General features: G+C 33.9%; 14 protein-coding genes. 12 read left to right on the top strand and 2 right to left on the bottom strand.

Annotated features, from left to right (window positions below; genetic code table 11):
• The first annotated feature begins 10 nt into the window (after positions 1-10).
• The gene (locus C1T31_RS01290) at positions 11-862 is read left to right on the top strand and encodes a class I SAM-dependent methyltransferase (RefSeq protein ID WP_103050655.1); all 852 of its coding nucleotides are present in this window, start codon (positions 11-13) and stop codon (positions 860-862) included.
• Between the two features lie 224 nt (positions 863-1,086).
• Complete coding sequence (locus tag C1T31_RS01285; RefSeq protein WP_103051281.1) at positions 1,087-1,602, top strand: OmpH family outer membrane protein; 516 nt, start codon at positions 1,087-1,089, stop codon at positions 1,600-1,602.
• Positions 1,603-1,634: 32 nt separating this feature from the next.
• On the opposite strand, the gene C1T31_RS01280 is transcribed toward C1T31_RS01285, so the two are convergent.
• Entirely contained in the window at positions 1,635-2,789 is a 1,155-nt protein-coding gene (locus tag C1T31_RS01280; protein ID WP_103050654.1) for a DNA polymerase III subunit, read from the bottom strand.
• Positions 2,790-2,864: 75 nt separating this feature from the next.
• Between C1T31_RS01280 and C1T31_RS01275 the strand changes: the two genes are divergently transcribed.
• The 3 genes from C1T31_RS01275 (at position 2,865) to C1T31_RS01265 (ending at position 6,731) form a co-directional block, all read left to right on the top strand.
• Positions 2,865-4,052 carry a phosphoglycerate kinase gene (locus C1T31_RS01275; RefSeq protein WP_103050653.1) on the top strand — a complete coding sequence of 396 codons (1,188 nt, stop codon included), beginning with the start codon at positions 2,865-2,867 and terminating at the stop codon, positions 4,050-4,052.
• 105 nt (positions 4,053-4,157) lie between these two features.
• Positions 4,158-5,732, top strand: a complete 1,575-nt coding sequence (locus C1T31_RS01270) for a LysM peptidoglycan-binding domain-containing protein (protein WP_103050652.1) — start codon at positions 4,158-4,160, stop codon at positions 5,730-5,732.
• Positions 5,733-5,753: 21 nt separating this feature from the next.
• Complete coding sequence (locus tag C1T31_RS01265; RefSeq protein WP_103050651.1) at positions 5,754-6,731, top strand: DUF4837 family protein; 978 nt, start codon at positions 5,754-5,756, stop codon at positions 6,729-6,731.
• 60 nt (positions 6,732-6,791) lie between these two features.
• On the opposite strand, the gene tatA is transcribed toward C1T31_RS01265, so the two are convergent.
• Entirely contained in the window at positions 6,792-6,968 is a 177-nt protein-coding gene (gene tatA / locus C1T31_RS01260) for a twin-arginine translocase TatA/TatE family subunit (RefSeq protein ID WP_103050650.1), read from the bottom strand.
• 118 nt (positions 6,969-7,086) lie between these two features.
• Between tatA and C1T31_RS01255 the strand changes: the two genes are divergently transcribed.
• From C1T31_RS01255 to rfbC, 7 genes are read left to right on the top strand one after another with little or no spacing between them, the layout of a single operon-like run.
• Positions 7,087-7,956, top strand: coding sequence for a M23 family metallopeptidase (locus tag C1T31_RS01255; protein ID WP_103050649.1), 870 nt, complete (start codon positions 7,087-7,089; stop codon positions 7,954-7,956).
• The gene (locus C1T31_RS01250; protein WP_103050648.1) at positions 7,956-9,458 is read left to right on the top strand and encodes a GH3 family domain-containing protein; all 1,503 of its coding nucleotides are present in this window, start codon (positions 7,956-7,958) and stop codon (positions 9,456-9,458) included. Before C1T31_RS01255 ends, C1T31_RS01250 begins: the two co-directional genes overlap by 1 nt.
• A gap of 28 nt (positions 9,459-9,486) precedes the next feature.
• Positions 9,487-11,181 carry a DUF6909 family protein gene (locus C1T31_RS01245; protein WP_103050647.1) on the top strand — a complete coding sequence of 565 codons (1,695 nt, stop codon included), beginning with the start codon at positions 9,487-9,489 and terminating at the stop codon, positions 11,179-11,181.
• 7 nt (positions 11,182-11,188) lie between these two features.
• Positions 11,189-12,247 carry a hypothetical protein gene (locus tag C1T31_RS01240; protein WP_103050646.1) on the top strand — a complete coding sequence of 353 codons (1,059 nt, stop codon included), beginning with the start codon at positions 11,189-11,191 and terminating at the stop codon, positions 12,245-12,247.
• Positions 12,237-13,295 (top strand): dTDP-glucose 4,6-dehydratase, encoded by a 1,059-nt coding sequence (gene rfbB, locus C1T31_RS01235; RefSeq protein WP_103050645.1) that lies wholly within the window; start codon positions 12,237-12,239, stop codon positions 13,293-13,295. The genes C1T31_RS01240 and rfbB overlap by 11 nt, the downstream gene beginning before the upstream one ends.
• The gene (gene rfbA, locus C1T31_RS01230) at positions 13,292-14,161 is read left to right on the top strand and encodes a glucose-1-phosphate thymidylyltransferase RfbA (RefSeq protein ID WP_103050644.1); all 870 of its coding nucleotides are present in this window, start codon (positions 13,292-13,294) and stop codon (positions 14,159-14,161) included. Before rfbB ends, rfbA begins: the two co-directional genes overlap by 4 nt.
• Positions 14,158-14,706, top strand: coding sequence for a dTDP-4-dehydrorhamnose 3,5-epimerase (gene rfbC / locus C1T31_RS01225; RefSeq protein ID WP_103050643.1), 549 nt, complete (start codon positions 14,158-14,160; stop codon positions 14,704-14,706). Before rfbA ends, rfbC begins: the two co-directional genes overlap by 4 nt.
• The last annotated feature ends 4 nt before the right edge of the window (positions 14,707-14,710 follow it).

The raw sequence follows: 14,710 nt of genomic DNA, 5'->3' as shown, positions 1-14,710 counted from the left end.
CAATTCCAAAATGAAAGATAAAAACTTGTTTTTAGAGTTGTTGGATTATTCAGTTTCTGGAGAATCATTTCAATTGTTATACAATGCGGAATATGATATGTTGGAAACATATCCAAAGCCAGAAGAAAATAATTTGAATCGTTATTATCAAAGTGAGGAGTATATTTCACATACGGATTCCAAAAGAAACTTGTTTGAAAAAACTTATCATGTTGTTCGTCAATTTGCATTAAGAAAAAAGGTTAGACTCATCAACAAGTTTAATCAAGGAAATGATAAAGAATTATTGGATATTGGCTGTGGTACGGGTGATTTTTTAAACAAAGCCTTTGAAAACGGTTGGAATATTTATGGCATAGAGCCTAATGAAAAGGCAAGGGCAATAGCCAATGATAAAACTAATAACCATGTATTTGATTCTGAAACTCTATTTAAGATTGATCATAAATTTGATGTTATTACCTTGTGGCATGTTTTAGAACATGTTTCAGATTTAGAAAATTATATAAATCAAATAAAAAGTTTGTTGAAGCCAAACGGAATTGTCGTTGTAGCTGTTCCTAACTTTAAAAGTTATGATGCTAAACATTATAAATCTTTTTGGGCGGCTTATGATGTTCCCAGACACCTTTGGCATTTTTCCAAAAAGGCTGTTTCAAAATTGTTTGGCAATGTGAATATAGAATTGATTGATACAAAACCTATGTTTTTTGATTCTTTTTATGTGAGTCTTTTGTCAGAAAAGTTTAAAACAGGAAGTATGAATTTATTCAAAGCATTTTTTATTGGTTTGTATTCAAATGCAGAAGGACTGTTCACTAAACAATACTCATCGCACATTTATATCTTAAAAAACACCTAAAATCAAAATTCACGCATTTTAATGAGAGATTTGCCTAGAAGCGATAAAATGTATTGCCGATTCGCAAAACACTCTAAAAACAGGCTTAAACAGATTGATTTTTAATAGTTTTTAATTATAAAACATAACAATGTTTATAAAGATTGATTATAGTTAAATTTTTTGCTGTCCGATTAATTTGTTCAAATAACTTTTTACATTTGCCTCCTGAAAATTTTAACATTATGAAAAACTTATTTTTTGGACTTATCCTGGTAATTTTAATGGCATCTTGTAATCAAGATAAAATTGCATTTGTAGATAATAGTTATGTAATAAATGAATATCAAGAACGTAAGGATATTGAAACCAAATATAAATCTAAAATTGAAAAATATAATAAAAAACGCGATAGCGTGAGCAAAGCATTGCAGTTGGAATTTCAAGCATTTCAGCTAAAGGCTAAAACAATCTCACAAAATGACGCCCAAGCTGAATATGATTTACTAATGCAAAAGCAACAAATGCTTCAACAACAGTTTCAGGTGGAGGAGCAGCAAATTGCGAGTCAAAGTCAAACAGAAATAGATTCATTAATTTCTAAAGTTAAAACCTTCGTTAAAAAATACGGAAAGGACAACAACTATACTTATATACTTGGAACTAGTGATGGCGCCTCAAGTGTTTTATATGGTGTGGAAGAAAACAATATTTCTGAAGTTATTTTGAATGGACTGAATGATGCTTACATCAAGAAATAACAAACAAAATTCCAGAATTTATAAGCCAGTTTTTAACTGGCTTTTTTATGCAGTAAACGTGTCAATTTTATGGAAAGATCCGTGAGAATAATTTTTGAATTCCCATTACGCTCTATATGATAAATAGCATCCTGTAATTCTTCTGAAATATCCAAGATGTTATTCCCATGGACAAAAGGCGCAAATTTTTCTAATTTAAAATCATCTATCTTGGTTTCTATGTAAACTAAATCTTGCGCATTGTAATTGATTAACAGCGCCTGCCTGAAAAAGTTTATACAAAACTGTAAATATTGTTTTTGGGTTTCCCTACCAGTTTTAGCAATATCCTCACTCCAGGAGATTAAATCATGTATGGCGCTTTTATTGCCTTTTGCTTTAAATGCGCTCCGAATCCAAAAAACAAACCATTCTTCAAATTGAGTGTCTTCGGTATCATGGTAAACCAAATCACAAGCCTTATTATAGTTGCCATTTGCTTCATGGGCTATTTTTCCGGCAATATCCTCGGTTAGTGAGTATTTCTTGATGAGCGACTGCTTGATAATTTCTTCAGCAAGCGGTGGAAAATGTAATATTTGACATCTCGATAAAATAGTATTGATAATTTGTTCTTCATCTTCAGCAATCAGAATGAAAACAGTCTTATTTGGTGGTTCTTCAATGAGTTTTAATAGCTTGTTGGCCGCTTGTGTATTGATTTTTTCAGCCATCCATATAATCATAACCTTATAACCACCCTCATAAGATTTTAGGGATAATGATTTTACAATTTCTTGGGCTTCATCAACACCAATTTGTCCTTGTTTTTTCTCGATATCAATTTTTTTGTACCAGTCAAACAAGTTCCCATAAGGCTGTTCATTCAACAATTCACGCCAATCAGTTAAAAAATTATTGGAAACAGGGTGCTTTTTTACGATACCATTAGTAGCCACGGGAAAAGCAAAATGTAAATCAGGATGTGTCAGGTTTTTAAACTTTAGATTGCAGGCCTCATTTCCGCCAGTATTGTCATTACCGGTATTTTGACACAAAAGATATTGAGCATAAGCAATTGCCATTGGTAACGTTCCACTTCCTTCAGGACCCACAAATAGTTGTGCATGTGGAACACGACCATTGTTAACACTTTGAATTAAATGGGCTTTTATGTGTTCTTGACCAAGAATTTCACTGAATAACATGTGGTAAAGATAACAGATTTACTGCTGTTTTTGTGAATTGAAAAAATTATATTTGTCAATCAAATTAATGAAACTATGAAAACCCTCAACGACTTCAACTTTAATAATAAAAAGGCCATTATTCGCGTAGATTTTAACGTTCCATTAGATGATAACTTCAACGTTACCGATGACACCAGAATTAAATCAGCCAAACCGACTATTATTAAGATTTTGGAAGATGGTGGCAGTTGTGTTTTAATGTCTCATTTGGGCAGACCGAAAGGTAAAGAAGAAAAGTATTCATTAAAGCACATCATTAATAAAGCTGAAGATGTTTTAGGTGTAGAAATTAAATTTGCTGAAGATTGTGTGGGCGAAATAGCAAAAGAAGCTGTTAATAATTTAAAACCTGGTGAAATCTTATTGTTAGAAAATTTAAGATTTCACGATGAAGAAACTGCTGGTGATGTTGCGTTTGCGAAACAGCTTTCAGAATTAGGTGATATTTATGTAAATGATGCCTTTGGAACGGCCCATAGAGCTCATGCCTCAACAACGATTATTGCACAATTCTTTCCGAACAATAAATGTTTTGGTTACTTACTCGAGCAAGAAATAGAAAGTATTAAAAAAGTGATGGAATCTGGAGAGAAACCGGTTTGTGCTGTATTAGGAGGCGCTAAAGTATCTTCAAAAATCACCATTATTGACAATATTTTGGATAAAATAAATCATTTAATAATTGGAGGAGGAATGACCTTTACTTTTATTAAAGCGCTGGGAGGTGCAATTGGAAATTCACTGGTTGAAGACGATAAATTGGATTTAGCAAGAGATATTTTAAAAAAGGCTAAAGAAAAAAATGTTGAGGTACACTTGCCTGTTGATGCTATTGTTGCTGACAGTTTCAGCAATGAAGCCCAAACAAATACCTGTGATGTGGATAAAATCCCTGATGGTTGGATGGGTCTTGATGTTGGACCACATACTGAAGCATTGTTTGCCAAAGTAATTAAGGATTCTAAAACTATTCTATGGAATGGTCCTTTGGGAGTTTTTGAAATGCCAAATTTTGCCAAAGGCACTATAGCATTAGGGCACGCCATTGCTGAGGCCACTGCAAACGGTGCGTTTTCTTTAGTAGGCGGCGGCGATTCAGTAGCCGCAGTAAAACAATTCGATTTTGAAGATAAGGTAAGCTATGTGAGCACTGGAGGAGGCGCCATGTTAGAAAGCCTCGAAGGGAAGACCCTTCCTGGAATTGCTGCGATATTGGAATAATTTAGTATATTTATTTCAGTCTCAAATTGAGTTAAACCATCTTAAATTGATTTTTTATAAGAAAACAAATGCAAATTCGTTTTAAAGGTTTATAAAATTATAACCATGCGTTTACCTACATTCATCAGTCTCTTCTTAATTATATCTAACGGTCTTGTGGCTCAAGACACCATATCTGGTAAGGGTGTTGCCCAAGATAAATTAATTCCAAAAAAAGAATTTTCGGCAGATAGTATAGTTGACGGTAAAAACTTCAATCAAAAAAACATAGCCATAACTCCTGATTCATTAAAATCACGTGTACTTGAAGACCATGAACTAGCAGCGCAACTCGATCAAAAATGGCTAGAAGAATTGTATAGTAATGCACTTTTTGACACCATTTATAATACGGTTTCAGAATTAGAGTATAACGAAGTGTACTATCCAGACCTTCCAACAGACACGTTAAAAGCCCGATTGGCCTTATTAAATGCAAAAACTCCGTTTAATATTGAATACAATCCATCATTGGAAAGTGTTATAAAGTCATTTTTAAAAAATAGGAGACAATATTTTGAAAGAATGATTGGTTTGAGCCATTTTTATTTCCCCATGTTTGAAAGGGAATTGGATAACAATGATGTGCCATTAGAAGTTAAATATCTAGCAATTGTAGAATCCGCATTAAAACCTAGGGCTAGATCTCGAGTAGGCGCAACAGGTCTCTGGCAGTTTATGTTTACTACGGGAAAATATTATGGTCTGAATGTAAGTAGTTATGTTGACGAGCGTTCAGACCCCATTAAATCTACCACTGCTGCGGCTAAATACCTGGCATCTTTGTATACTATTTTTGGTGATTGGGATTTGGCACTGGCTGCGTATAACTCTGGACCAGGAAATGTATCAAAAGCCATTAGACGATCTGGTGGATACCAAAACTATTGGAATATACGTCATAATTTACCAAGGGAAACCGCAGGTTATTTGCCAGCGTTCTTGGCTACCATGTATATTTTTGAATATGCTGAAGAACATGGCTTGGTTTATGAAAAGCCTAAATTTCACCATATAGAAACAGATACTATTGTGGTTAAGCAAATGATAACCTTGGATCAGGTATCCGAAGCTACTGGAGTTAATATGGAAGAACTGCAATTTTTGAATCCATCATACAAACTAGACATTATTCCATACATAAAAGGAGAGAATTATTCATTGAGATTACCGCGAACGGCAATAGGTTTGTTTGTTAATAATGAAGAGGCCATTTATGCTTCTGCCCAAGCTGAATTTGACGCAAGGGAAAAACCATTACCACAATTTTTTGATAGCGACAGTAAAATTCGATATCGTGTTAGATCAGGAGATTATTTAGGGAAAATTGCTAGACAATATGGAGTAAGGGTTAGTCAAATTAAGCAATGGAATGGCTTGCGAAGCAACAATTTACAAATAGGTCAACGGTTAACTATTTATCCAAGAACCCCCGTTGCAGTTAACCAATCATCTTCTTCAACAGTCTCAAAATCAGTCCCTAAGGGTGATTCAAAAATCTACACAGTTAAAAGTGGCGACTCACTTTGGAGCATATCTCAAAAATTTCCAGGAGTTTCTGTCCAAAATATTCGAGAATGGAACGATATTAGTGGTAACAATTTAAAACCAGGAATGAAGCTTAAAGTATCCAAGGGATAGCTTCTTCTTAAAAACTAGATTATGCGAAAAATTTTATTTGTTATTATGGTTCTTGTAATGGTAGTCTCATGCCAGGATGGAAATAAAAAAAACATTAAATTATTATCGGAGTCATCAGGAAATATCAATAATTTATCTGTAGTAGTAGATCACGAATTGTGGGAAGGGAATGTTGGCGAAGCCATTAGAGATGTTTTTGCTGCACCTGTTCACGGACTGAATCAAGATGAGCCACTCTTTATTTTAAGTCAGATACCACCATCGGTCTTTTCAGGTTTTGCAACCAGAAGTAGGATTGTTTTAAAAATTGAAAAAGGAGATCAGGCTGATGTTAAGATAGCCAAAAATGTTTTTGCAAAACCCCAACGACTCATTGTAGTAATGGGAAAAACCAATGAAGATATTATCAACCAGATTCATGATAATGCACAAAGGATGGTTGAATCGTTTAAAAACGAAGAAATAAAAGAACGCCAAAGACGGACTAAACAATCTTTACATAAGAATAACGACATAAAAGAAAAACTGGGAATAGATATTGAATTTCCATCAGTTTATAGAATTGCCAAGGAAGACAATAATTTTTATTGGATCAGAAAGGATATTACAACCGGTACAACAAACCTGATGCTTTATGAATTGTCTTATGGCAGCATTGTTGAAAACGACAGTTTGATTAATCAAATTATTAAAATCAGGGATTCTGTTGGTCAAGTGCATATTCCTGGACCAGTGGATGGCTCCTACATGGCAACAGAAAACGCCTATACACCATTTTTATCCAAAACCCAAATTGACGATAAAGAAGCGTTTGAAACTAAAGGACTTTGGGATGTTAAAAACGCGTTTATGTCTGGCCCATTCGTGAATTACATTATCAATGACCCAGAAAACAACAGGCAACTGGTAGTAGAAGGTTTTGCATTTGCACCATCAGTTGAAAAAAGGGATTATATGTTTGAATTGGAATCTATTATTAAATCCATTAAATTCAAATAGCTGGATTATTGAGCATAAAAAAAGCCCAACTTTTAAAGTTGGGCTTTTTGTTTAAAAAAGTTATTCCTTTTTGTCTTTATCGTCTTCTTTACTGGCATCCTTAAATTCCTTGATACCACTTCCTAAACCACGCATTAGTTCAGGGATTTTTTTACCACCAAACAACAACAATACAACCACAACAATTAAAACTATTTGCCATGGTCCAGGGGCTAAAAATATACTTAATGAAATCATTGCTTAAATATTTATGCTACAAAGTTAATAATTAAACTTTAATAACAGCGTTTAATCCCTAACTTTAGTGTTAAGTGAAACAAGTGATGACATAATTTTATTTAATTTTGTAAGACTTATGAGCAAAACCAAAAAGAAGCCAAAAAAGTTTACTAAAAAATTACTGAACAAATATCGTTTGGTCATTTTAAACGAGGACACTTTTGAGGAACGCTTGTCACTTAAACTAACCAGGCTTAACGTTTTTGTTTTAATGTCCTTGCTTTCCATTTTCCTGATTGTTGCAACAACCATTCTAATAGCGTTCACACCCTTGAGAGAATATATTCCAGGCTATTCATCTACTGAATTAAAAAAACGTGCTACGGAATTAAATTATAAAACAGATTCTTTACAACAAGTCATTGCTGTAAACGAACAGTATTTTTCTTCCATAAAAAAAGTTCTTTATGGCGAGGTAAGCACGGTTGATTTCAATAGAGATTCCATAATTGAAGCCACCAAAATTGAAGCTAAAAACATCAATTTAACACCCATTAGAGAAGATTCTATTTTACGCGAAAAAGTAAAAAAGGAAGACAAGTATAACTTGTTTGAATCAGCTAAATTAAGTTCTAGCTTTATTTTGTTTCCGCCAGTTAAAGGTTCTATTTCTCAAGAATACGACGCCAAAGAAAAACATTTTGCAGTTGATATTGTAACTGAAAGTGATACGCCTGTAAAGGCAACAGCAGATGGAACAGTAATTTTTGCAGAGTGGACCACTGAAGCAGGATACGTGATGATATTGGAACATAGTCAAGGCTTGATATCAGTTTATAAGCATAATGCACTTTTAACAAAATCACAAGGCGATTTAGTTTTGGCAGGAGAAGTTATTGCCACAACCGGTAATACTGGAGAATTGACAACGGGACCACATCTACATTTTGAACTTTGGAGTAATGGCTACCCAATTAATCCAACAAATTTCATAGATTTTAATTAATGTTTTCACTTAAATCTGTTCTAGCAAAACCATTTGCAAAACGTGTGTCCAAACAAATAAACAAATGGGCATCAAATCCAATTGAGACTCAAAATAAGGTGTTTGAAATGCTTATTCAAGAAGCTAAGCACACACAATTCGGTAAAGACCATGACTTTGAAAACATCAAAACACATGACGACTTCATTAAACGAGTGCCTGTAAGGGATTATGAGGCATTAAGGGGTTATATAGATTTGGTAGTCGCTGGCAAAAAAGATATTTTATGGAAGGATAAACCCATATATTTTGCTAAAACAGCAGGTACCACATCAGGGTCCAAATATATTCCTATCACCAATGATAGTATGCCTTATCACATTAGTGCTGCCAGAAATGCCATACTAATGTATATTGCCGAAACAGGCAACAGTAAGTTTGTTGATGGCAAGATGATTTTTTTACAAGGCAGTCCAATACTTGATGAGAAAAATGGCATTCAATTGGGTCGATTATCAGGAATAGTAGCCCATTACGTGCCCAAATATCTTCAAAAAAACAGAATGCCATCTTGGGAAACCAATTGTATTGAAGACTGGGACGAAAAGGTTAATGCTATTGTGAATGAGACCCTAAATGAAAACATGACTATTATTTCTGGAATTCCATCATGGGTACAAATGTATTTTGAAAAAATTAAGGAACGTACTGGAAAAAAAGTTGGTGATGTTTTCAAGAATTTTAATTTATTCATTTTTGGCGGCGTGAATTATGACCCTTATAGAGCCAAGTTTGAAAGTTTAATTGGAAGAAAGGTGGACAGCATTGAGCTTTATCCAGCAAGCGAAGGTTTTTTTGCGTTTCAGGACAAGCAAGGAGATAAAGGGATGTTGCTCCAGTTAGATTCAGGAATATTTTATGAATTTATAAAAGCAGATGAGTTTTTTGATGATAACCCAAAACGGTCAACGATTAAAGATGTTGTTATCGGAGAAAATTATGTCATGATTATTTCAACTAATGCAGGTCTTTGGGCATATAATATTGGTGATACGGTTCAGTTTACATCTACAGAACCATATAGAATTGTTGTTTCAGGACGTATCAAGCATTTCATTTCTGCTTTTGGAGAACATGTTATTGGTAAGGAAGTGGAAGAGGCTCTGAAAGAAGGATTAAAGAACACCAATATTCAAGTTTCTGAATTTACTGTTGCCCCACAAATTAATCCTGATGAAGGGCTACCATACCACGAATGGTTTATTGAGTTTGATGGTGATATGCACCATATACAAGATTTGGAGCTAAGAATTGATCAAGCATTACAGAACCAAAACAGCTATTATTTTGATTTAATTTCTGGACACGTTTTAAGACCTTTAAAAATTACTCAAGTAACGGAAAATGGTTTTCAGGAATACATGAAATCCATTGGTAAATTGGGAGGACAAAACAAGCTTCCAAGATTATCGAATGATCGAAAAATAGCAGACCAATTGCTGGCGCTTGGTTTGACTAAATAATAGTATATTTGGGGACTAAAATTTTTCTATGAGTAATAAGAAACTTCATGCTAGAACGAGAGCCCAAGAAAGCTCGAATGCCATTGAAAGAATGTATATTACCATGAGGCATTTGTTTAATAGAGGCTTTTATAAACCTATGGGTGTTTCGGGAGAGACACTTCGTGAGGCTTTATTACTTTTACGGCCAGAAATTTATGGCTCTATTGCGGATGATAAAGCGGAACTAGACGGACTGTTGTATGTTATTGATAGATTACCACAAGGTATTGAAGAATGTACATTTATTAATTTGACCAGTGATGAGGGCTACAGTAATTCACACTTTAAAGCCATAATACCACCTAAAAGACGCCGAAATTGCTATCGTATTGATGAGGAACAAATGAACATTGAAATTACTCGAGGTCGATCCGAAATCTATGATATTTTAACCCATTTAACTTTTTTGTTCATTGAGTCGCATAAAATAAGTAAAAGAGTACTCATTGATGAAAATGGTAATACAACAAGAGATTGGGTTAAACTAGAGAAAGCTGTTCTATCAAAAACTAAATTAACACAAAATGAGCGAGAAGTAGCAATAACTCATACAGCGAATATTCTTGGAAGAACTTTTAATGAATTGAGTCAAGTTTATAATCAGTTTAGTTTAAAAGATCAACCCGAAAGACTGTTACACATTGTTTATTGGTTGGGTAAACTAGCCATTGAAGAAATTGTTAACAACAATAAAAGAACCGTTACATTCAGCCCTGTTTTAAGAGAGCGTTTAGGACATCATATTCATGGTGAAATTTGGGCAGACAATATAAAAAACACCCTTTTAAAGAATAATCTAATTGACAGGCCCATACATGTTATCAGTGCAAATATGCATAGTGTTATGAACACATTGTTTGCCGTGAACCCTCTGAAGGCGATTATTGCCAAAAAAGGCATTTTTGGAGCGTATGAAGATTTGAGCAAAAAAGAAAATGAAACATTACGCAATAAAGTAACCAAAGAAGCGTTGCAGAATGGAATGATTTATATCCCAGATTCATCTGGAACAAATATTGACGTTCAGATATTTGATGCTAACAGGATAGATGTTTCCAATCTAGGGCTGGAAACAAACAAATCTAAACCTAAGAAAGATCAACAACCGGTTATTTTAGTAATGGACTACGCTTTTGGGGAACAAGCATATGAAACTATTGACGAGCTTTTAAAGCCAGTTAAATCAGGCAACAAGAATATTTCTTTAAATGTTTCTTCCATTTCCATCATGGGTAAAGCTGGAATTTTAGAGGGAGGCAAAGGAGATATTATGATACCCACCGCACATATATTTGAAGGCACAGCAGACAACTACCCTTTTAAAAATGAATTACAGAAAGCAGATTTAGAAGGAAATGGTGTTAATGTATACGAAGGAGCCATGATTACAGTTTTAGGAACTTCATTACAGAATAAAGATATTTTGAAATTCTTTTTCAATTCAACCTGGAGCGTCATTGGTCTTGAAATGGAAGGGGCCCATTATCAAAAGGCGATTCAGGCCGCTTCGAAAATCAGGAAAGCTATTAATCCAAACGTTAAAGTACGTTATGCTTACTACGCCAGTGATAACCCACTAGAAACAGGAAGCACATTGGCATCAGGAGGACTAGGCACTTCAGGTGTGAAACCCACATACTTAATAACCAGGAAAATATTACAACAAATATTTAACAACTAACTCATATATGAACGATAACAAACAACCCCTAAATACCAATGATGAGGTAGATTTAGGCCAGCTATTTAAAATGATAGGCAAAGCTTTTGATCGCTTAATTAAGTTTGTTTATTCAATATTAAAGAGTCTTTTCTCTTTAGTGATATTTACTATTAAACCGATCATTGTAAATTTTAAGATTATTGTAATAACCATATTGATTGCAGGTATTCTAGGGTACGCATTAGATAAATTTAAGCCCAAACTATATTCTTCAAGCATGTTGGTTAAACCGTATTTTGATTCAAAATATCAGTTGGTTAACACCATAGATTACTACAATGCTTTGATTGAAAATGAAGAATATGGGATACTTTCCAATGTTTTTAATTTACAAGAAGATGAAGTTGAGCAAATCTCAAGTTTTGAAATAAGCCCTGGGCCAGAAACCGAAAATGAGAGATTAATACAATACGAAAACTTTTTAAAATCAATTGATAGCACTAGAGCAGTAAAAATAACTTTTGAAGATTTCATTGAAAACCGAAGCATATATGCTGGAGATTTATTTGAAATAAAAGTTTATTCATCAAAAAAAGATATTTTCCCAAAGCTAGAAGAAGGCTTGAACGGGTCTTTTACAAACAAATATTCTGAAAAAAAGATGAAAAAAAGAGATTCTCTTATAACCATTCAGAAACAAAACATAATGCAGCAGTTGGAAGAAGTGGCTTCTTTGCAAGATGTCTACATAAAGGTGCTTGAAGAAGAGTCCAGAACAGCTCCAACCGAAATAACAATTGGCGGAGAGGGACTAACCTTAAACAAGGACAAAACACAAACTAGGGAGTTTGAACTTTTAAATACTGAAATTAGATTGAGAAACGAACTTAAAGAACTTGATAAACAAAAAGTTGAGGAAGATGTGTTTTTTGATGTAATATCAAGTTTTCAACAAGTAGGTAAAATAGATTTGGAATGGTATCAAAGATATAAAGTTGTTTTGCCAGCACTTGGATTTGTGTTGTTGTGTATTATTTATTTAACAAGAAAACTAGTTCGATTTGTCGTTCAATATGAAGCATAAAAAATCAATTTTAATAACCGGAGGAGCGGGTTTTATTGGCTCTCATGTTGTAAGATTATTTTTAAATAGTTATCCAGATTATCACATCTACAATTTAGACTCTTTAACCTATGCGGGGAATCTTGAGAATCTCAAAGATGTTGAAAAAAGCGCAAATTATACTTTTCTAAAAACAGATATTACAAACGAATCAGAAATCAATAAATTGTTTGACCAATATAGGTTTGATGGGGTTATTCATTTAGCAGCCGAATCTCATGTGGATAGATCCATTACAGATCCTTTGGCGTTTGTAAAAACTAATGTGATTGGAACTATGGTTTTACTGAATGCCTTTAAAAATTTATGGAAAGACAATTTTGCCGATAAAAGATTTTATCACATAAGCACTGATGAGGTTTATGGAACTTTAGGGGAGACAGGATTATTTAAAGAAACTACTCCCTATGACCCTAACTCTCCTTATTCTGCATCCAAAGCAAGCTCGGACCACTTTGTTAGAGCCTATGGAGAAACATATGGGATTCCATATGTTATTTCTAATTGTTCCAACAACTATGGGGAGAATCAATTTCCCGAAAAACTAATACCGCTGTTCATTAACAATATTTTGAACAATAAACCACTTCCTGTCTATGGAGATGGAAACTATACCAGAGATTGGCTGTATGTTCAAGACCATGCTCAAGCAATAGACTTGGTTTTTCATAAAGGAGAAAATGCAGAAACTTATAATATTGGCGGGTTTAATGAGTGGAAGAACATTAATTTAGTAAAATTGCTTTGTCAACAAATGGATGTCAAGTTAAACCGAAAAAATGGAACTTCAGAGAAATTGATAACTTACGTTAAAGATAGGCCAGGGCATGATTTACGATATGCGATAGACGCCAACAAAATAAACAAGGAATTAGGTTGGGAGCCTTCGGTTACGTTCGAACAAGGATTGTCAAAAACAATTGACTGGTATTTAGAAAACAAAGATTGGCTAGAGAACGTAACTTCTGGTGCCTACCAGTCCTATTATGAAAAACAATACAAAGAATGAAAGGAATTATACTAGCAGGAGGATCAGGAACAAGGCTACACCCGTTAACGTTATCTATAAGTAAGCAGTTGATGCCTATTTATGATAAACCTATGATTTATTATCCGCTTTCAACACTTATGTATTCTGGAATCCGTGAGATTTTAATTATATCAACACCAAAGGATTTACCCTTGTTCAAGGACTTATTAGGGGATGGAAGCAAATATGGCTGTCAGTTTGAATTTGCTGTGCAAGAAAACCCAAATGGGCTTGCAGAAGCATTTATTATTGGGGCTGACTTCATTGGTAATGAAAAAGTAGCATTAATATTAGGCGATAATATTTTTTACGGAACAGGACTTGCAAAACTTTTACAAAGCAATAACGATCCAATAGGTGGAATTATTTATGCCTACCGGGTCCATGATCCTGAACGGTACGGAGTTGTCGAGTTTGATAAAGAGGGACAAGCCATATCAATTGAAGAAAAACCCAAAAAACCTAAATCCAATTTTGCTGTTCCAGGTATCTATTTTTATGATAATTCTGTTGTTGAAATTGCCAAGAATATTAAACCAAGTCATAGGGGAGAACTTGAAATAACCGATGTAAACAAGGCTTATTTATCGCAAGGTAAATTAAGTGTAAGTATATTAGATAGAGGAACAGCCTGGCTTGACACGGGAACATTTCAATCTCTCATGCAAGCTTCTCAATTTATTGAAGTAATTGAAGAGCGGCAAGGCCTCAAAATAGGATCAATTGAGGCGGCTGCATTTGAAATGGGTTATATTACACCAGAACAATTTAAAGATTTAGCCACGCCTTTACTTAAAAGTGGTTATGGCAAAAATCTTTTAGGATTATTGAATTCAAGAAAATGAATATTAAAGAAACAAAACTAAAAGGCTCTTTTGAAATTGAGCCTAAAATTTTTGAAGATAAAAGGGGTTATTTTTTTGAATCTTTTAACAAAGAAAAATTTTATGACCTCACAGGGCTTGATGTCAACTTTGTTCAAGATAATGAATCATTTTCAACAAAGGGTGTTTTAAGAGGATTGCATTATCAAATCGGGAATCATGCTCAAGCTAAATTAGTGAGGGTCATAAAAGGGAGTGTACTTGATGTAGCAGTTGATATTAGAGAGAATTCAGCTACTTTTGGTGAGCACGTATCTGTTTTGTTGTCAGAAGAAAACAAAAAGCAGTTTTTTGTACCTAGAGGATTTGCTCATGGTTTTGTTGTTTTGAGCGAAACCGCTATTTTTTCTTACAAGTGTGATAATTATTATGATAAACTTTCGGAAAGAGGAATTTTGTTTAATGATCCTAATTTAAATATTGATTGGAAGTTGCCTAAAGAAAGCCTAATAATTTCAGACAAAGATTTAGAATTACCTGTTTTAAAGTTAGCCGAAATCAATTAACTGA

The organism is Hanstruepera neustonica (genome assembly GCF_002895005.1).
GTDB classification, from domain to species: domain Bacteria; phylum Bacteroidota; class Bacteroidia; order Flavobacteriales; family Flavobacteriaceae; genus Hanstruepera; species Hanstruepera neustonica.
This window is presented reverse-complemented; position numbering and strand designations above follow the sequence as displayed.

Bases quoted from the DNA above. Each gene is read 5' to 3' on its own strand.
- C1T31_RS01280 (WP_103050654.1), bottom strand. From the start codon at position 2,789: ATGTTATTCAGTGAAATTCTTGGTCAAGAACACATAAAAGCCCATTTA.
- C1T31_RS01250 (WP_103050648.1), top strand. From the start codon at position 7,956: ATGTTTTCACTTAAATCTGTTCTAGCAAAACCATTTGCAAAACGTGTG.
- rfbA (WP_103050644.1), top strand. From the start codon at position 13,292: ATGAAAGGAATTATACTAGCAGGAGGATCAGGAACAAGGCTACACCCG.
- rfbB (WP_103050645.1), top strand. From the start codon at position 12,237: ATGAAGCATAAAAAATCAATTTTAATAACCGGAGGAGCGGGTTTTATT.
- C1T31_RS01265 (WP_103050651.1), top strand. From the start codon at position 5,754: ATGCGAAAAATTTTATTTGTTATTATGGTTCTTGTAATGGTAGTCTCA.
- C1T31_RS01245 (WP_103050647.1), top strand. From the start codon at position 9,487: ATGAGTAATAAGAAACTTCATGCTAGAACGAGAGCCCAAGAAAGCTCG.
- C1T31_RS01240 (WP_103050646.1), top strand. From the start codon at position 11,189: ATGAACGATAACAAACAACCCCTAAATACCAATGATGAGGTAGATTTA.
- C1T31_RS01255 (WP_103050649.1), top strand. From the start codon at position 7,087: ATGAGCAAAACCAAAAAGAAGCCAAAAAAGTTTACTAAAAAATTACTG.
- C1T31_RS01275 (WP_103050653.1), top strand. From the start codon at position 2,865: ATGAAAACCCTCAACGACTTCAACTTTAATAATAAAAAGGCCATTATT.
- tatA (WP_103050650.1), bottom strand. From the start codon at position 6,968: ATGATTTCATTAAGTATATTTTTAGCCCCTGGACCATGGCAAATAGTT.
- C1T31_RS01285 (WP_103051281.1), top strand. From the start codon at position 1,087: ATGAAAAACTTATTTTTTGGACTTATCCTGGTAATTTTAATGGCATCT.
- rfbC (WP_103050643.1), top strand. From the start codon at position 14,158: ATGAATATTAAAGAAACAAAACTAAAAGGCTCTTTTGAAATTGAGCCT.
- C1T31_RS01290 (WP_103050655.1), top strand. From the start codon at position 11: ATGAAAGATAAAAACTTGTTTTTAGAGTTGTTGGATTATTCAGTTTCT.
- C1T31_RS01270 (WP_103050652.1), top strand. From the start codon at position 4,158: ATGCGTTTACCTACATTCATCAGTCTCTTCTTAATTATATCTAACGGT.